General features: G+C 58.6%; 21 protein-coding genes. 11 read left to right on the top strand and 10 right to left on the bottom strand.

The genetic code is table 11. The annotated features are described in order from the left end of the window. Position 1: 1 nt before the first annotated feature. The 3 genes from GBK02_RS02380 to GBK02_RS02370 are packed head-to-tail and all read left to right on the top strand — an operon-like array spanning position 2 to position 2,993. Positions 2-1,126 carry a homoserine O-acetyltransferase gene (locus GBK02_RS02380; RefSeq protein WP_203468186.1) on the top strand — a complete coding sequence of 375 codons (1,125 nt, stop codon included), beginning with the start codon at positions 2-4 and terminating at the stop codon, positions 1,124-1,126. Next, complete coding sequence (gene metW / locus GBK02_RS02375) at positions 1,123-1,722, top strand: methionine biosynthesis protein MetW (protein ID WP_203468185.1); 600 nt, start codon at positions 1,123-1,125, stop codon at positions 1,720-1,722. The genes GBK02_RS02380 and metW overlap by 4 nt, the downstream gene beginning before the upstream one ends. Beyond that, positions 1,722-2,993 carry an AmpG family muropeptide MFS transporter gene (locus tag GBK02_RS02370; protein ID WP_203468184.1) on the top strand — a complete coding sequence of 424 codons (1,272 nt, stop codon included), beginning with the start codon at positions 1,722-1,724 and terminating at the stop codon, positions 2,991-2,993. The genes metW and GBK02_RS02370 overlap by 1 nt, the downstream gene beginning before the upstream one ends. Here the strand turns inward: GBK02_RS02370 and GBK02_RS02365 are convergent. The 5 genes from GBK02_RS02365 to GBK02_RS02345 form a co-directional block, all read right to left on the bottom strand. Beyond that, positions 2,974-3,285 carry a hypothetical protein gene (locus GBK02_RS02365; RefSeq protein WP_226407152.1) on the bottom strand — a complete coding sequence of 104 codons (312 nt, stop codon included), beginning with the start codon at positions 3,283-3,285 and terminating at the stop codon, positions 2,974-2,976. The two genes, GBK02_RS02370 and GBK02_RS02365, sit on opposite strands and share 20 nt — an antisense overlap. A gap of 2 nt (positions 3,286-3,287) precedes the next feature. Beyond that, the gene (locus GBK02_RS02360) at positions 3,288-3,581 is read right to left on the bottom strand and encodes a YqjK family protein (RefSeq protein WP_203468183.1); all 294 of its coding nucleotides are present in this window, start codon (positions 3,579-3,581) and stop codon (positions 3,288-3,290) included. Beyond that, the gene (locus GBK02_RS02355; protein ID WP_203468182.1) at positions 3,581-3,988 is read right to left on the bottom strand and encodes a phage holin family protein; all 408 of its coding nucleotides are present in this window, start codon (positions 3,986-3,988) and stop codon (positions 3,581-3,583) included. Before GBK02_RS02355 ends, GBK02_RS02360 begins: the two co-directional genes overlap by 1 nt. A 3-nt stretch (positions 3,989-3,991) precedes the next feature. Next, on the bottom strand, positions 3,992-4,306 hold the full coding sequence (locus GBK02_RS02350; protein ID WP_203468181.1) for a YqjD family protein: 315 nt from the start codon (positions 4,304-4,306) through the stop codon (positions 3,992-3,994). Between the two features lie 61 nt (positions 4,307-4,367). Continuing rightward, complete coding sequence (locus GBK02_RS02345) at positions 4,368-5,165, bottom strand: exodeoxyribonuclease III (protein WP_203468180.1); 798 nt, start codon at positions 5,163-5,165, stop codon at positions 4,368-4,370. Positions 5,166-5,211: 46 nt separating this feature from the next. On the opposite strand from GBK02_RS02345, the gene pyrE reads away from it, so the two are divergent. After that, positions 5,212-5,853: an orotate phosphoribosyltransferase gene (pyrE, locus tag GBK02_RS02340; RefSeq protein ID WP_203468179.1), complete on the top strand. Its 642-nt coding sequence runs from the start codon at positions 5,212-5,214 to the stop codon at positions 5,851-5,853. Next, positions 5,846-6,496 (top strand): hypothetical protein, encoded by a 651-nt coding sequence (locus GBK02_RS02335; RefSeq protein WP_203468178.1) that lies wholly within the window; start codon positions 5,846-5,848, stop codon positions 6,494-6,496. Before pyrE ends, GBK02_RS02335 begins: the two co-directional genes overlap by 8 nt. Here the strand turns inward: GBK02_RS02335 and gatB are convergent, their stop codons facing one another. The 4 genes from gatB to gatC are packed head-to-tail and all read right to left on the bottom strand — an operon-like array spanning position 6,497 to position 10,244. Next, positions 6,497-7,951, bottom strand: coding sequence for an Asp-tRNA(Asn)/Glu-tRNA(Gln) amidotransferase subunit GatB (gene gatB, locus GBK02_RS02330; RefSeq protein ID WP_203468177.1), 1,455 nt, complete (start codon positions 7,949-7,951; stop codon positions 6,497-6,499). A gap of 12 nt (positions 7,952-7,963) precedes the next feature. Then, positions 7,964-8,500 (bottom strand): hypothetical protein, encoded by a 537-nt coding sequence (locus GBK02_RS02325; protein ID WP_203468176.1) that lies wholly within the window; start codon positions 8,498-8,500, stop codon positions 7,964-7,966. Positions 8,501-8,502: 2 nt separating this feature from the next. Continuing rightward, positions 8,503-9,960: an Asp-tRNA(Asn)/Glu-tRNA(Gln) amidotransferase subunit GatA gene (gene gatA / locus GBK02_RS02320; protein ID WP_203468175.1), complete on the bottom strand. Its 1,458-nt coding sequence runs from the start codon at positions 9,958-9,960 to the stop codon at positions 8,503-8,505. After that, a complete protein-coding gene (gatC, locus tag GBK02_RS02315; protein WP_203468174.1) occupies positions 9,957-10,244 on the bottom strand; it encodes an Asp-tRNA(Asn)/Glu-tRNA(Gln) amidotransferase subunit GatC in 288 nt (95 codons plus the stop codon). The genes gatA and gatC overlap by 4 nt, the downstream gene beginning before the upstream one ends. Before the next feature lie 108 nt (positions 10,245-10,352). Between gatC and GBK02_RS02310 the strand changes: the two genes are divergently transcribed. The 6 genes from GBK02_RS02310 to GBK02_RS02285 are packed head-to-tail and all read left to right on the top strand — an operon-like array spanning position 10,353 to position 16,871. Further along, a complete protein-coding gene (locus GBK02_RS02310) occupies positions 10,353-11,396 on the top strand; it encodes a rod shape-determining protein (protein ID WP_203468173.1) in 1,044 nt (347 codons plus the stop codon). Positions 11,397-11,429: 33 nt separating this feature from the next. Then, a complete protein-coding gene (gene mreC, locus GBK02_RS02305) occupies positions 11,430-12,365 on the top strand; it encodes a rod shape-determining protein MreC (protein WP_203468172.1) in 936 nt (311 codons plus the stop codon). Beyond that, positions 12,365-12,886, top strand: coding sequence for a rod shape-determining protein MreD (gene mreD, locus GBK02_RS02300; protein ID WP_203468171.1), 522 nt, complete (start codon positions 12,365-12,367; stop codon positions 12,884-12,886). The genes mreC and mreD overlap by 1 nt, the downstream gene beginning before the upstream one ends. 12 nt (positions 12,887-12,898) lie before the next feature. Beyond that, complete coding sequence (mrdA, locus tag GBK02_RS02295) at positions 12,899-14,809, top strand: penicillin-binding protein 2 (RefSeq protein ID WP_203468170.1); 1,911 nt, start codon at positions 12,899-12,901, stop codon at positions 14,807-14,809. Beyond that, a complete protein-coding gene (rodA, locus tag GBK02_RS02290; protein ID WP_203468169.1) occupies positions 14,806-15,918 on the top strand; it encodes a rod shape-determining protein RodA in 1,113 nt (370 codons plus the stop codon). Before mrdA ends, rodA begins: the two co-directional genes overlap by 4 nt. Beyond that, positions 15,915-16,871 (top strand): septal ring lytic transglycosylase RlpA family protein, encoded by a 957-nt coding sequence (locus GBK02_RS02285; protein ID WP_203468168.1) that lies wholly within the window; start codon positions 15,915-15,917, stop codon positions 16,869-16,871. Before rodA ends, GBK02_RS02285 begins: the two co-directional genes overlap by 4 nt. Here the strand turns inward: GBK02_RS02285 and GBK02_RS02280 are convergent, their stop codons facing one another. Then, positions 16,872-17,768, bottom strand: a complete 897-nt coding sequence (locus GBK02_RS02280) for a response regulator (RefSeq protein WP_203468167.1) — start codon at positions 17,766-17,768, stop codon at positions 16,872-16,874.

Raw genomic sequence — 17,768 nt, 5'->3', positions numbered from 1 at the left:
CATGCCAGGACAATCTGTCGGCGCCGTCGAGTCGCAGCGCGCCCACTTCGACCAGCCACTGCATTTGCGTAGCGGCGGGATATTGCCCGCCTACGATCTGGTTTACGAAACCTACGGCACGCTGAATGCCGCCAAATCAAATGCGATTCTGGTTTGCCACGCACTCTCCGGCCACCACCATGTCGCCGGCCACTACGCCGACCAGCCCGACAATATCGGTTGGTGGGACAACATCGTCGGCCCAGGCCGACCGCTCGATACCGACAAATTCTTCATCGTCGGCCTGAATAATCTGGGCGGTTGCCACGGCTCCACCGGACCTTCGTCGATCAACCCGGCCACCGGCAAGCAGTGGGGCTCGGAATTTCCGATTGTCGCGGTCAACGACTGGGTACATGCACAATCCAGACTGGCCGACCGACTCGGCATCGATAGCTGGGCAGCCGTTATCGGCGGCAGCCTCGGCGGCATGCAGGCGCTGCGCTGGAGCATCACTTTCCCGGAGCGCGTCCGCAACGCCATCGTGATTGCCTCGGCGCCCAAGCTTTCCGCCCAGAACATTGCCTTCAACGATGTGGCCCGTCAGGCCATCCTGACCGACCCGGACTTCCACGGCGGCAATTACTACGAACACAATACGCGACCGGTCCGCGGCCTGCGCCTAGCGCGCATGCTCGGCCACATCACCTATCTATCGGATGATCAGATGGGCGAGAAATTCGGCCGGGAACTACGCAATAGCGCCTTTTCCTTCGGCTTCGACGTCGAATTCGAAGTTGAGTCGTACCTGCGCTATCAAGGCGACAAATTTGCCGGCTACTTCGACGCCAACACCTATTTGTTGATGACCAAGGCGCTCGACTATTTCGATCCTTCACGCGAAGACAACGGCGATCTCAACGCTACGCTGGCGCGCACCCAAGCCAATTTCCTGATCGCCTCGTTCACCACCGACTGGCGTTTCTCGCCGGCCCGCTCGAAAGAAATCGTCGCCGCACTGCTGGCCAACGGACGCAATGTCTCCTATGCCGAAATCGACCTCAATTTCGGCCATGACTCCTTCCTGATGGATGACGCTCACTACCATGGCGTGGTCGACGCCTACCTGCGGAACATCAAGCTATGACGCACACGCTGGGCAGACCCGATTTTGAACTGATCGCCGACTGGATCGAACCGGGCCATCGCGTCCTCGACCTAGGTTGCGGCGATGGCACCTTGCTCAAACACCTGATCGAAACGCGCGGTGTACGCGGCGTCGGGGTTGAAATTGACGATGCCAACATCCTTGCTGCCATCCGCAACGGGATCAACGTCATCCAGGGTAACCTGGAAAAAGGCCTGGACGAATTTGCCGATCAGGCGTTCGACCATGTAGTGCTGTCGCGCACGCTGCAGACTGTGCGCCACACCGAAGGCATCCTGCGCGAAATGCTACGTGTCGGCCGCGAAGCCGTCATTTCCTTCCCGAATTTTGCCTACTGGAAAAACCTGCGTTCAGTCCTCGACGGCCAGATGCCAGTTTCGGAAGACCTGCCTTACCAGTGGTACGACTCGCCGAATGTCCGCTTTTTCACGCTGCTCGACTTCGAAGCCTTGTGCGACAAAATGGGCCTGATCATCCGCGAACGCCATGTGCTCGATGAACAAGGAAACATCGTCGAAAACGAAGCCAACTTCCTTGGCAGTCTGGCGGTCTATCGCCTGACCTGCAAACGCTGATGCCGGCCTGGCTGAGCGCCTTGCTCACCCGGAGGATGCTGATCTGCATCTTCACCGGCTTCAGTTCTGGCCTGCCGCTCTACCTGCTGCTCAACCTCTTGCCGGCCTGGCTACGCAGCGAAGGCGTCGATCTCAAGACGATCGGCTTCTTTGCGCTGATCCAGTTTCCCTACACCTGGAAATTTGTCTGGGCACCGCTGCTCGACCGTTTCAACCTGCCCGGCTTCGGTCGCCGTCGTGGCTGGATGCTGATCACTCAGATCGGCCTGTTGTTCACCATCGGCGCACTCGGCGGGCTCAGTCCAAAAGACAATATCTGGCCGATCCTCTGGCTGGCCACCCTGCTCTCGCTGCTCTCGGCCACCCAGGATATCGCGGTCGACGCCTTCAGAAGAGAAATTTTGAGCGACCACGAACTCGGCCTGGGCAATGCCGTACACGTCAATGCCTACCGGATCGCCGGCCTGATTCCCGGCTCGCTCTCGCTGATTCTGGCGGACCGTCTGCCATGGGATCAGGTTTTCTGGATCACCGGCGCCTTCATGCTGCCCGGCATGGCCATGGCCTGGCTGGTCAGCGAACCCAAAGTCACCGGACAACCCAAAACCCTGCGCCAGGCGATCACCGAACCGTTCCAGGAATTCATCGGGCGGCAGGGCTGGCGTGGCGCAGCGATGATCCTCGGCTTCATCTTCCTCTACAAGTTGGGCGACAGCCTGTGCACAGCATTGGCCACCCCCTTCTACATCGACATGGGCTTCACCAAGACCGACATCGGTCTGATCGCCAAACATGCCGGTCTCTGGCCGGCCGTTATCGGCGCCCTATTCGGCGGACTGTGGATGGTCAGGCTGGGCATCAACCGGGCGCTGTGGCTATTTGGCGTCGTACAGCTTGTTTCGATTTTCGGCTTTGCCTGGCTGTCGGCACAAGGACACTACGACAGCATCGGTGCCAGCGAGCGTATTGCGCTGGCCTTCGTAATAGGCCTTGAAGCCTTTGGCGTCGGGCTCGGTACAGCAGCCTTCGTTGCCTTCATTGCACGCACCACCCATCCAGCTTATACGGCCACACAAATGGCCTTGTTTACCAGCCTGGCCGCAGTACCACGCACATTCATCAATGCATCGGCCGGATGGCTGGTTGAAAATCTCGGGTGGCTGAATTTCTTCTGGCTATGCGCCGTACTGGCAATTCCCGGCATGTTGCTGCTGCTTCGAGTCGCGCCATGGAATACGCGTGCCGAGGATGTTACTCATCATCCCGCTTGAGGCGTCGCCGGTCCAGCCACCAGGCATAAACCGGCAAGAACAGCATTGAACCGGGCATGATCATCACGACAAGGTAAGGCGAGAGATGCACCATGCGGCGCATATGGCCGAGAATCTCGTCCTTTTCCTCCGGCGTCCACTGACCGCCGTTCCGGACTTTCATCAGCAACGGCATCATGCCGCGCGTCGACAACAACTCGGATAAAACCCGCCTGACTTCACGCCGCTGAGCCGACAGCATTTGCTGCCACCAGCCAGGCAAAACGGCCTCGATGCGCTCCCCCTCTGTCACGGTCAACGCCCGCCAACGAGAGAATTTCGCAACGCCTGCCAACCCCGCCAGACAAACAAGCCACGCTTGGCCCAACGCCATGCCCGTGCGGGACGGGCAACAACAACTGCAGCTACCGCGGCACCAACAGCGGCCGGATGATGCTTCAGCCAGTCAACACCACGCAGGACGCTATCCCCCCGCGCCAGCGCAGCCTCCAGCGGTGCGGCATGCGCGGCAAGCTGGTGACGCTGTTGCTCGATACGCGCGCGCAAGGCACCGTGTCGCGTCGCGAGGGTCAGGCGTTTTTCCTGCATCAGGACTGGTCTTTCCCGCGACGACGCAACTGGGCCATGTCGGCCTCAAGTTCGGCCAGACTGGCCCGAAACAGTTTGCTCGGCTGGGCCGCCTGACTCTTCAGCGAAAAAATCAGCAGCAAGCCACCGATAATGAAGAGCACGGCAAAGATACCGAAAACAGCAACACGGTGCTCCCAGAGCGCCAGTGCCAGGCAGAAAACGGCCATGATCACGCCAACGGCAAGCAGAAACGCGGCACCGATTGCCTTCGACCAAAGCGACATGAGGCGATACTTCTCTTCCTCAAGCTCATTGACCAGCAATTCAGCGCGCGTCTTGCCGATCGCCAGCAAAGTCGCGATCAGGTTCTTCAAGGCAGGGAAGAGGCCCTCGCGCGCCCCTTCGCTACCTGTCGGTTGCGTCATGAATTAACGACGACCGATCAGTACGCCGAGCGCCAGCCCGAGTGCAGCAGCAACACCAACGGCCTTCCATGGCTCTTCGTGGACGAAATCATCGGTCGCACGGGCAGCCGCCTTGGTCTTGTCGACGAGGGCAACTTCCAGGTCGATCACGCGTTCCTTGGCATCGCGCAAACGCACACCAAGGCGCTCACGCAGTTCGCCAACCTTTTCACCGGCAGCACCCGCCGTGGCACGCAGCAACTCTTCGGTATCGGAAATCACGACCTTCAGATCGGAGACAAGCTTTTCCTTGTTGGCCAGGGTCATATCATCAGACATATTCAACCTCGTTGTGAGCAGTTAAACAAAGAACACAGGGTAGCCCGTCCGTGCAGCGAAATCAATTCGCATCACCGGGCAGCAAGTATTCGTAATCGATAATCAGGGGAGCATGGTCGGAAAAGCGTTCCGCCTTATAGACCGATGCCTCTTTCGCCGCCGCGGCAATACCCGGTGTTGCAATCTGGTAGTCGATCCGCCAACCAACATTCTTGGCCCAGGCCTGCCCGCGATTGCTCCACCACGTATAAGACGCCTCGCCGACATCCGGGTACAAGCGACGGTAAACATCGACCCAGCCCAGTTCATCAAACACACGACTCAACCAGGCGCGTTCTTCGGGCAGGAAACCGCTATTTTTGCGATTGCCCTTCCAGTTTTTCAGATCAATCTCGTGATGCGCAATATTCCAGTCGCCGCAAAGAACAACTTCGCGCCCCTCGGCACGCAGAGCCTGCATTTTCGGGAAGAAGACATCAAGAAAGCGGAACTTGGCTTCCTGACGCTCGGGTGACGAGGAGCCGGAAGGCAGGTACAGCGAGATCACCGACAAATTACCGAAATCAGCCTGAATGTAGCGCCCCTCGGTGTCGAACTCACCACCATCAAAACCTTCGATCACCCGATCCGGCTTGTTCTTGCTCCAGATGCCCACGCCGCTATAGCCTTTTTTCTCGGCGCAGTGATAAACCGCGTACATGCCATTCGGCGCAAGCATTTCGCTCGACAAATCGGGAATCTGCGCCTTCAATTCCTGCAAACAAATGATGTCGGCTTGCTGGAGCACAGACCAGGGAAGCACATTTTTGCTCCATGCGGAGCGGATGCCATTGAGATTCAGGGAGATGATGCGTAACATTGGCTTCTAACTGGCCTGAATTCACGGCCATGGAGAATGGAAGATTATGGATTTTCGTCAGGATTTCATCAAATTCGCCCTCGGCTGCAAGGTGCTACGCTTTGGGGAATTCAAAACCAAGGCAGGGCGGATGTCGCCCTACTTCTTTAATGCCGGCTTGTTCAACGACGGCAATTCGCTCGGGCAACTGGCCGAATTTTACGCCAAAGCGGCCGAGGTCGGCGGGGTCAGTTTCGACATGTTGTTCGGCCCGGCCTATAAGGGCATCCCGCTGGTTGCGGCGATTTCGATTGGCCTGGCCCAGCGCGGTCAAAACTATTCGTTCGCCTTCAACCGCAAGGAAGCCAAGGATCACGGCGAAGGCGGGAACATCGTCGGCGCACCGCTGCAGGGGCGCGTCCTGATCGTCGACGACGTCATTTCGGCAGGCACCTCGGTACGTGAATCGGTTGAACTGATCCGCGCTGCCGGCGCCACCCCGGCGGGTGTACTGATCGCACTTGACCGCCAGGAACGTGGCCAAGGCGATTTGTCGGCAGTCCAGGAGGTCCAGCGCGACTACGGCATTCCAGTCATTGCCGTAGCCGGCCTGGCCGACTTGATGGCCTACCTGGAGCACAATGCGGAATTTGGCGCACACCGCGCCGCTGTCGCTCATTACCGGGAGCAATACGGCGTCGATGTCTAAGCTGCTGATCGGCCCTCTGCTCTTGCTGCTGGCAGGGTCCGTCCAGGCTGCCGGAGAATCCTATTGCTGTCAGGACCCGGCCACTGGCCGGCGGATTTGTGCCGACACCCTGCCCGATCAGTGTCGCGGCCGGGGTTACAAGATTTTCGATGCCGGCGGCAACGTCCTGAAGGAAGTCGGGCCGCCGCTGACGGCCGAGCAAAAAGCCGAGCAGATTGCTGAGAAACGCCAGCAAGCCAAGCTTGAGGAAGCCAACCGCGAACAGCGCCGCAAGGATCAAGCCCTGCTTGACACTTACGCCACCCCTCAGGACATCGATATTTCCCAGCGCAATGCTGAAGCCGATATCAATCAGGCGATTGCAGCAGCGCAGGCCCAGATCGATATCGCACGCAAAAAGCGCAAAAAGGCCGAGGCTGAAGCCGAGTTCTACAAAAAGAAAGCCTTGCCACCAGAACTGGACAAGGAACTGCGCACGCTGGACAACGAAATCAAGGTCCAGCAAGAGTTGCTCAACGTCAAGAAGCAGGATTTCACGACCGTTCGCAACAAATACGATGCCGACCGCAAACGCTATCAGGAATTGACTGGAAAAACCTCGTCGACCGCGCCAAACAACGGCGCGGCCCCACGTCGCCCCTGATCAGGCCGTCAGTTTCTGGCGCAACAGGTCGTTGACCTGTTGTGGATTGGCCTTGCCCTTGGCAGCCTTCATCACCTGACCGACCAGTGCATTGAAGGCTTTTTCCTTGCCCGCCTTGAATTCGGCGACATTGGCTGGATTCGCCGCCAGCACCTGATCGACAATCGCCTCGATAGCGCCGCTATCGGTAATCTGCTTCAGCCCTTGCTTGTCGATGATCTCGTCAGCTGTGTCGCCCTCGCCGGTCCACAACGCATCGAAGACTTTCTTGGCGATGTTGTTGGAAATGGTGTTGTCGGCGATGCGCAGGATCAGACCGCCCAGTTGCTGAGCGGTAACCGGCGAAGTACCGATTTCCTGGCCTTCCTTGTTGAGGCGTGCGGCCAGATCGACCATCACCCAGTTGGCACAGGGCTTGGCACTGGCTTTGCCGGCCACTGCCACGGTCGACTCAAAATACGCGGCCATTTCCTGGCTCGCCGTCAGCGTTGCGGCGTCGTAGGCTGACAAGCCCAGCTCGTTGATGAAACGGTCACGCATCTGGCCGGGCAATTCCGGCATTTCGCTGCGTACGCGGTCGATCCAGTCGGCCGAAATGATCAGCGGCAGCAGGTCGGGATCGGGGAAGTAACGGTAATCGTGCGCGTCTTCCTTGCTGCGCATCATCCGCGTCTCGCCACTATCCGGATCGAACAGCACCGTCGCCTGCTGGATCTTGCGGCCTTCTTCGATTTCGTTAATTTGCCACTGGACTTCGAAATCGATCGCTTCCTTGAGGAAACGGAAGGAGTTCAGGTTCTTGATCTCGCGGCGCGTACCGAATTCGGCCTGGCCTTTCGGGCGAACCGAAACGTTGGCATCGCAGCGGAAAGAGCCTTCCTGCATGTTGCCATCGCAGATACCGATCCACTGAACCAGCGCATGCAGCGACTTGGCATAGGCCACGGCTTCATCGGACGAGCGCATGTCGGGCTCGGAAACGATCTCCAGTAGCGGTGTGCCAGCCCGGTTCAGATCGATCCCGGACTTGCCCTGGAAATCTTCGTGCAGCGATTTGCCGGCATCCTCTTCGAGGTGGGCGCGGGTCAGGCTGACGACCTTTTCGTAAGCCTTGTCGCCCTGGCCAACCTGCAATGTGATCTTGCCGCCAACCACGACCGGCAGATCCATCTGGCTGATCTGGTAGCCCTTGGGCAGATCGGGGTAGAAGTAGTTCTTGCGGGCGAAGACCGATTTTTTGGCGACTTCGGCATCAATCGCCAGGCCGAAGCGAATGGCGCACTCGACGGCCTTCTTGTTGAGCACCGGCAAAACGCCCGGCAAAGCGAGGTCGACCGCGCAAGCCTGGGTATTCGGCTCGGCGCCGAAGGCGGTCGATGCGCCGGAGAAAATTTTGGAAACGGTCGCCAGTTGCGCGTGCGTTTCGATGCCAATTACGACTTCCCACTGGTTCATAGTTCTATCCGTTCAGAAACAACGCCCTGATTTCTGCTCGACCATGATCGGCCAGAGATAGCTGAAAGCATCCCCTTCGCAGGACTTCGGGCAACTGTTGAAAGCAATCGTTACTTTGGGCCCCTGCTCCCACATGCGGACCAGACAACCGTCGTCGCGCTTGTGCTTGAGCAGGGCCTGGGGCAATTTTTCGGTCTGCTCGAAATCAGCCAGATTGAAGCGGCAGGTGCCGTAACCCTTGATCGCCACCTGGGCGGCAAAGGTCTTGACCTGCGCCTCCTTGACCAGCAGATCAAGCTTCGTTGTCGTACCGATGGCATCGCGATGCGAGCATTTCGATTTGACGTTGAGCGGCCGGGTCGGCTGTGGCTTGAGCTTGCGGTTGGCCAGGTACTTGAGCGTCGAATTCTTGAATTTCGGCGTCTCTTCCGCGGTCGACACGCTGTCGACCGCCGTTTCTGCAGGCGCCCCGCTTTCCGGCTGCTTCTCGACCTCGGCACAAGCACCGACAAGCAAGAGCAGCGCGAGCGGCGCCCAGCTAAAACGCATGCTTACTCGAGGCCGACGGGGCGGCGCTGATGCCAGTCCGTCGCCTGCTGGTAGCGATGCGCCACATTGAGCAATTGCGCTTCGGCAAAGTAATTGCCGACCAGTTGCAAACCGACCGGCAAACCGCCAGCAAAACCGCAAGGCACCGACATGCCGGGCAAACCGGCCAGATTGACGGCGATGGTATAGATGTCGGAAAGGTACATCTGGACCGGATCAGCCGCCTTTTCGCCGAGCTTGAAGGCGGTCGACGGGGAGGTCGGCCCCATGATCACGTCGCATTGCTTGAAGGCTTCGACGAAGTCATTGGCGATCAGACGGCGAATCCGCTGGGCCTGCAGGTAATAGGCGTCGTAGTAGCCGTGCGACAGCACATAGGCACCGATCATGATGCGGCGCTTGACCTCGTCACCGAAGCCCTGGGCGCGGCTCTTCTGGTACATATCGTCGAGGTTGCCGTATTCCGGGGCGCGATAGCCGTAGCGCACGCCGTCGAAACGCGACAGGTTGGAACTGGCCTCGGCCGGGGCGATCACGTAATACGCCGGGACCGACAGATGCGAGTTGGGCAGCGAGACTTCGACCGTCGTTGCGCCGAGCTTCTCGTATTCGGCGATTGCGGTGCGCACAGCAGCCATCACGTCGGCATCGCAACCCTCACCGAAGAATTCCTTGGGCAGGCCGATACGCAGGCCGGCCAGCGGCTTGCCCAGGTCGCGGGCGTAATCTTCGGTCGGGCGTTCGAGCGAGGTCGAATCGCGCTCGTCAAAACCGACCATGGTGTTGAGCAGCAGGGCGCAATCCTCGGCGCTGGCGGCCATCGGGCCGGCCTGATCGAGCGAGGAGGCAAAGGCGATCATGCCGTAGCGCGACACGACGCCGTAAGTCGGCTTGAGGCCGGTCAGGTTGCACAGCGCGGCCGGCTGGCGGATCGAGCCGCCGGTATCGGTGCCGGTTGCCGCAGGAGCAAGACGCGCCGCGACGGCCGCTGCCGAACCGCCGGAAGAGCCGCCGGGAACGCGCTCAATGTCCCAGGGATTGCGCACCGAGCCAAAGAACGAGGTTTCGTTCGACGAGCCCATGGCAAATTCGTCCATATTGGTCTTGCCGAGCGAAACGAGGCCAGCTTCGGCCTCCATCTTGCGAATCACCGTCGCGTCGTAAGGCGAGACAAAATTGGCCAGCATCTTCGAGCCGCAGGTCGTACGCCAGCCTTCGGCACAGAAAATATCCTTCTGGGCAATCGGAATGCCGGTCAGCAGGCCGGCATTTCCGGCTGCGATACGGGCATCGGCGGCGCGAGCCGAATTCAGGCTTTTTTCGGGGTCGACCGTGACAAAGGCGTTGATCGTCGGGTTGTGACGATTGATCCGGTCGAGAAACAGCTGGGTCAGTTCAACGCTGGAAATCTGCTTGGCGGCGAGCGCCTGCGACAACTGCTTGAGGCTGGCGTTGATCATTCGATCACCTTCGGTACAAGATAAAGACCGGCTTCGGTTTCCGGCGCAACGGCGAGATAGGCGGCACGGCGATCAGCCTCGGTAACGGCATCTTCGCGCAGGCGCTGCGCCAGATCCTGAGCATGGGCCATCGGCTCGATGCCCGTCGTATCAACGGCCTGCATCTGCTCGATCAATTCGAAAATTCCGTTGAGGTGCCCTTGCGCAGCGAGGGCTTCGGATTCGCTGACCTCGATACGAGCGAGATGGGCGATGCGCTGGACCTGTTCCAATGTAAGCGACATGGTGTCAAAAGACTTTTTTGCAGTGCACAAAGTCTTAAAATGAAGAGCGTTATAAGGTATCATAAAAGCTTTCTCTACCGCACCCCCAGCGCCCCAGCGGAGTCCAAGATGTTCGGTTTTCTCAGCAAATATTTCTCCAACGACCTAGCCATCGACCTTGGCACGGCAAACACGCTCATTTACGTGCGTGACCGTGGCATCGTGCTCGATGAACCTTCGGTCGTCGCCATTCGCCTCGAAGGCGGCCCCAACGCCAAAAAAACCATCCAGGCCGTCGGCAAGGAAGCCAAGGAAATGCTTGGCAAGGCACCGGGCAGCATCACCGTCATCCGCCCGATGAAAGACGGCGTGATCGCCGACTTCACCGTCACCGAACAGATGCTCAAGCAGTTCATCAAGAAGGTGCATGACTCCAAGCTGTTCAGCCCGAGCCCGCGCATCATCATTTGCGTGCCTTCCGGCTCGACCCAGGTTGAACGCCGCGCGATCCGCGAATCGGCGATCGGCGCCGGTGCCAGCCAGGTCTACCTGATCGAGGAACCGATGGCCGCCGCAATCGGTGCCGGCCTGCCGGTTGCCGAAGCGACCGGCTCGATGGTCGTCGATATCGGTGGTGGCACGACGGAAGTTGGCGTCATCTCGCTCGGCGGCATGGTCTATGCCGGCTCGGTCCGCGTCGGCGGCGACAAGCTCGACGAGGCGATCATCAATTACATCAGCCGCAACTACGGCATGATGATCGGCGAGAACACTGCCGAAAATATCAAGAAGAACATCGGTTCCGCTTTCCCGGGCGCCGAGGTCAAGGAAATGGAAGTTTCCGGCATCAACAAGGCCGAAGGCATCCCGCGCAAGTTCACGATTTCTTCCAACGAAATCCTTGAGGCGCTGACCGACCCGCTCAACCAGATCGTTTCCGCCGTGAAATCCGCATTGGAAAAAACCCCGCCCGAACTCGGTGCCGACATTGCCGAAAAGGGCATGGTCCTGACCGGTGGCGGAGCCCTGCTGCGCGACCTCGACCGTCTGCTGATGGAAGAAACCGGCCTGCCGGTGATCGTTGCCGACGAGCCGCTGACCTGCGTTGCCCGCGGTTGCGGCATGGCGTTGGAGAAGATGGACAAGCTGGGCAGCATTTTTGCCTCGGATTAATCAGTCGACCGCAGCACACACGTACTGATCGCGATGGCCGGCATCGACCACGCTCCTCCACCGTTCTTCAAGCGAGGGCCAGCACCGCTGGCCCTCCTGACTTTCTACGTCGCCATCTCACTGGCGACGTTCGTGCTCGATTTGCGTTTCCGCAGCCTCGACCTGGTCCGCCAGAGCATTGCCCTGCTGGTCGATCCTGTTCAGCGCGTTGCCCAGACACCGGGCAGCCTGGTCGACTATGCAGCCAATTATCTGCAAGGCTTGCAAGCGCTGCAGAACGAGAATCTCGAACTCAAGCACGCGCAACTCAATACCGCGCCCAATCTACAACGACTGGTTCAACTTGAGGCTGAAAACGAGCGCCTGCGCAAACTGCTCACCGTCAAGGAACGCGAGAAAGCCAACGGACAGGTTGCCCAGATTCTCTACACTGCCCGCGATCCTTTTTCCCGCAAGGTGATCGTCGACAAGGGCCAGCAATCCGGCATCGTTTCCGGCCAGCCGGCTATCGATGAAACCGGCGTCGTCGGCCAGGTGACGCGCGTCTTTCCGTTCTCGGCTGAAATCACGCTAATTACCGACAAGGACCAGGCCGTGCCAGTCCAGATCGTGCGCAGCGGTCAACGCTCGGTCGTTTTCGGTCTTGGCAACGGCCAGCTCGAATTGCGCTACATGCCGGCCAATGCCGATGTACAGGTCGGTGATGTGCTCGTCACATCCGGCCTGGATGGCATTTTCCTACCGGGGTTTCCGGTGGCCAAGGTGATCAATATCGAACGCGATAGCGCCTATTCATTTGCCCGAATTTTCTGCGTACCGGTTGCCGGGGTCGAGAATTTCGGCGAAATGATGATTCTCGATCCACGTCAGCCACTGCCTCCTGCTCCACCCGAATCTCGCAGCCGGGGTGACAGCGGAGAAAAGGCCGGGCAACGCGTCAAGAAAAAACGCGGCATGAAGAGCAACTGATGCAACCAACCTTTTCTTCCTCACGCATTCTGCTCCCAGTCCGCCCATGGTTCATTTTTCTGAGCCTGATCGCTGCCTTGCTGCTCAATTTTCTGCCCACGGCCAACTGGCCCGGCATGCCGGACTGGGTCGCGCTGGTGTTGTGTTTCTGGAGCGTCCGTGAATTCCGCCGTGTCGGCATGGGCTGGGCCTTCATCATGGGTCTGTTGATGGATGTGGCCGATGGCGCCGTTCTCGGCCAGCACTGTTTTTCGTATGTCCTGCTGGCCTATGCCTCGGCTGCCCTGTCGCGCCGCCTGCTCTGGTTTCCACTGATCCAGCAGGCTTTGCAGGTCATGCCGCTACTGTTTGCCGCCCAACTCGTCCAGGCCCTGATGCGCTTGGCCGTGGGTGCGGATTTTCCGGGCTGGGGTTATTTCATTGCCCCATTCGTCGCGACCCTGCTCTGGATTCCCGCCACGTTCATCCTGCTTCTGCCACAGTACCAGCCGGTCGAGCAGGACCCCGACCGACCGATTTAACAGGATCAGCCCGTGGGCGATTTCCATAATCCCGAAGCCGATATCGACCGATTCCGCTTCCGCGTCGGTTTCGCAGCGGTTGCCGTTCTGCTCGCCTTCGGCATTTTGCTCGGTCGCTTCATCTGGCTGCAGGTCATCCATTATGACTTTTACCGAACCCGGGCCGAAGACAACCGCATTGCGCTAATTCCGATCGTTCCCAATCGCGGCGTGATCACCGACCGTAACGGCGTGGTTCTGGCACGCAATTACTCAGCCTTCACGCTCGAAATCACCCCGTCTCAGGTCGACAACCTTGAAACGGCGATCGATGAGTTGTCGGCCATCATCGATATCCAGCCGAAAGATCGCAAACGTTTCAAGCGCCTGCTCGATGAGGCCAAGAACTTTGAATCGATTCCCATCCGGACTCGCCTGACTGATGCCGAAGTCGCCAAATTTGCCGCCCAGCGTTACCGCTTCCCCGGCATCGAGGTCAAAGCCCGACTGTTCCGCCAATATCCGCTGGCCAATGTTGCATCACATGCCATCGGCTACATTGGCCGCATCACCGATCGCGATCTGAAATGGATCGAAGAGTCTGAAAAACAGGCCACCTACAAAGGAACCGACCACATCGGGAAAACCGGTCTGGAGCAGCATTACGAGTTTGAATTGCATGGTGAAACCGGCTACGAAGAAGTCGAAATCGATGCCGGAGGCCGCGCCCTGCGCAGTCTGAAACGAATTGCCCCGGTTTCCGGCAACAATCTGGCCCTGACGCTGGATGCCAAGCTCCAGCAAATTACCGAACAGGCCTTCGGTGATCGCAAAGGGGCGCTGGTTGCCATTGAACCCTCGACGGGCGGTATTCTGGCTCTGGTTTCAAATCCGACGTACGACCCCAATCTCTTTGTCGATGGCATTACCCCGGAAAACTGGCGGGAACTGAACGAACATCCAAGCAAACCGATGGTCAACCGCGCGATCAACGGCGCCTATCCTCCCGGCTCGACCTTCAAACCCTTCATGGCGCTTGCTGCTCTTGAAATGGGCAAGCGAACGCCGAATCAGGCCATCAATGATCCTGGCTACTTCAATTTCGGCAATCACCAGTTCCGCGACGACAAAAAAGGCGGACATGGCAGCGTGGATATGTACAAATCCATCGTCCATTCCTGCGATACGTATTACTACATCCTGGCCAATGACATGGGGATCGACAATATCGCCAAGTTCATGGGCCAGCTTGGTTTTGGCCAGCGTACCGGTATCGATATCGGCAAGGATGATTACGGCGAATCAAAAGGCGTGCTGCCTTCGCAGGAGTGGAAAAAGCAGCGTTTCAAAAAACCTGAGCAGCAGAAATGGTATGCCGGCGAGACGATTTCCATCGGGATCGGTCAGGGTTACAACGCCTACACCCCGATTCAACTTGCTCAAGCGACGGCAACCGTCGCCAATAACGGGGTCATGTTCCGCCCGCACCTTGTGCGCTACATCGTCGACACCAAAACAGGCGAAAAGCGCCCGGTCGAGCCGCAGCCCATCCGCGATCTCCAGCTCAAGCAGCAGAACGTCGATGTCATCCGTCGGGCAATGGTCGGTGTTAACAAGGAAGGAACAGGAACGCGGGCTTTCGCCGGCGCGCCTTATGAAACAGCCGGTAAAACCGGAACGGCTCAGGTTTTTTCCCTGAAGGGGGCTCAGTACAAGGAAGGGGCCGTTAAAAAGGAATTGCGCGACCACGCCTTGTTCATCGCCTACGCCCCGGCCGACAAACCGACGATTGCCCTCGCCGTGCTGGTTGAAAATGGCGGTTTTGGTGCTCAATCAGCAGCGCCAATTGCCCGGATGGTGCTCGATTACTACCTGCTGGGCAAGCTGCCGGCCGGCGCAGCGAAGGAAGACAGCGATGCGATCGAAGAGGACACCGAAGAATGATTGACGTCGTTGGTTCGCTCCGGCGCGGCTGGCAACAACTGATTGCCCACATCGACTTTCCACTGCTGTTCATCACCATGGCGATCATGGCGATTGGACTTGCCACGGTACATTCGGCAACCATTGACGGCAATCAGCGGATGTTTTCGCAAGCCGGCAACATGGGGGTCGCCATGGTCATCATGTGGTTCGTCTCCCGCCTGCCGCCCCAGAAGCTGATGAGCTTTGCCATCCCGCTCTACGTCATCGGCGTCATCCTGCTGGTTGCCGTGTTTCTTTTCGGGATCAAGGTCAATGGCGCAAAACGCTGGCTACCACTCGGCTTCACACGGATTCAACCCTCCGAAATCATGAAAATCGGCATGCCGTTGATGCTTGCCTGGTACTTCCAGAAATACGAAGCCACGCTGAAATTCAAGCATTACATCGTTGCCTCACTGCTCTTGCTCATCCCTTTCGCCCTGATTGCCAAACAGCCTGACCTCGGCACCGCCCTGCTCGTCGGCGCAGCTGGTTTTTACGTCATTTTCTTTGCCGGCCTGCCGTGGAAAGTGATTCTTGGCTTGATCACCGCCGGTGCGGCAGCCGCGCCTTTTCTCTGGCACATGCTGCACGACTATCAGCGCAAACGCATCATGACCTTGATAGACCCAACCACCGACCCGCTGGGTTCGGGCTATCACATCATTCAGTCGACCATTGCCATCGGTTCCGGTGGCCCAATCGGCAAAGGCTATCTGAATGGCACGCAGACTCACCTCGAATTCATCCCGGAAAAACACACTGATTTCATTTTCGCGGTCTACTCCGAAGAATGGGGATTATTGGGCAATGCCCTGCTGGTTTTTCTCTACGTCTTGCTGATCGGTCGTGGCCTGATGATCGCCTCGGCGGCACCGACACTGTTCTCCAGACTGCTGGCCGGTGCCATCACACTGGGCTTCTTCACCTATGCCTTCATCAACATGGGCATGGTCAGCGGCATTCTGCCCGTCGTCGGCGTACCACTTCCCTTCATGAGCTACGGCGGTACCGCACTGGTCACCCTGTTCCTGGGGATTGGCATTCTGATGTCGATCCACACCCACCGGATGCTGGTCAAGAAATGAGTTTCAGAACAGCACTCAGCCTGGTTTCGCTACTGCTGCTGGCAGCCTGTGGCAGCACCTCGCCCCACCTGCCAGACGGCACGGTCGACACCGCCAAAGGGCCGTTTTCGAAATCCCCGACACCGACGCGCAAACCGGGCGTGGTACTCAAACGGGGAGGCGGTTTCTACAAGGATGACGGCCCGGCCGATGACATTCCGGATGGACTGGACGACATCCCCGACGCCGAACCCAAGTGGGAGCCGCTACACAAGCCGGCAACCAAACCCTACGTTGTACTAGGCAAGGAATACGTTCCGAACAACAGTGTTCGTCCCTACAAAACGCGCGGCATTGCCAGCTGGTACGGCAAAAAATTCCACGGTCAGAAAACATCGATCGGCGAACCGTACGACATGTTTGCGATGACCGCCGCTCACCCCACGCTGGCCCTGCCGTCATACGTTCGGGTCACCAACATCCAAAGCGGCAAATCGGTCGTTGTGCGGATTACCGACCGCGGTCCTTTCCACGCCGACCGGGTGATCGATCTTTCCTACACCGCCGCCTACAAGCTGGGTTTGATCAACGGCGGCAGCGGGCAAGTCGAAGTCGAAGCAATCATCCCGGGAGAATATGCCGGGACGGCCTACAACCAGGTCTCACCGCCCGCCAAAGTAGCCCGGCCGGATGAAATCGGTGAGATGGCACAAAAACCGCTGCTCGATGACAAGCCGGCACCGAAAGGCATTTATCTGCAGCTTGGCGCGTTCGCCAACGTGGACAATGCCGAGAATCTGAAAAATCATCTCGCACGCGAACTGGAGTGGATCAACGAACGCATGTTCATCCAGCCCGGCAACGGCATGCACCGACTGCAACTCGGACCTTATGCCAGCCGGAGCGATGCCGATCGTACTGCCGAGAAAATACAGGCCGCCCTGGGCTACAGGCCGACGATCATCAGCCGCTGATCAACCGTCGAGGCTGACGGTTGCAACGACGACGTTACCCTTGCCTTGATATTCGAGCCGTGAAAAGCTCATCATCTTGGCCATGGCAATACCGCGTCCGTTCGGATCGAATGCGCGGTCCGGATCGAAGGCCAGATATTTGCTCCAATCGAAACCATCGCCCTGATCCGTGATGGTAAACACCACGCCGCGCGGCAAACGCTCCGCCCTGACCGTGGCATAGCGTTGTGCAAACTGCGGCAGGACAAGGCGCCGTTCAATCTCCGCCTCCCAGTCGCCCTCCCAGCGCAAAAGGGATTTTTCCTGGTAAGTCACCCCGAGATTGCCGTGTTCAACTGCGTTGACCATGAGATCGGACAAACCCGGTGCAGCAACATCCGGCACCGGACACAGGCCGGCCAGAATCGGCACCAGGCTGCTCACATCGGCCAGCGTGACAAACCGGTATTCAACCGTTGAAATCAGTCTTTGCGCGTCTTCCAGGCGAGCTGCGCGCGTGCGCAACTGGCTACGCCCGCGACGATCATCGAGCGCTGCCCGAACGATGGAAATCAGTGCTTCCGGTTCATAAGGCTTGGTCAGGTAGTAATAAGCCCCAGCCTCCAGCCCCTCGCGTACCTGATCCGGCGAAGAAGCCGCCGTCTGCATGATCACCGGAATATCGGCAAAGCGCGGCTCACGCTTCATGCGACGGAGCAGTTCCATGCCATCAAGCCCCGGCATCATCCGGTCGAGCACCACCAGCGAAAAATCGCTGCCGGGCGCCTGCAGGCTTTCCCAGGCCTGCAATGGATCGGTATGAGACTCAAGCTCAAGCTCTTCCTGTTCGAGAAACTCATCGATGATGAATAGATTGAGTTGCTCGTCATCGACAACCAGTACGCGCTCTTTGGACAT

Source organism: Dechloromonas sp. TW-R-39-2 (assembly GCF_016864195.1).
Classification (GTDB): domain Bacteria; phylum Pseudomonadota; class Gammaproteobacteria; order Burkholderiales; family Rhodocyclaceae; genus Azonexus.
The sequence above is the reverse complement of the archived record's forward strand: the minus strand, read 5'-3'. Positions and strand labels throughout refer to the sequence as shown.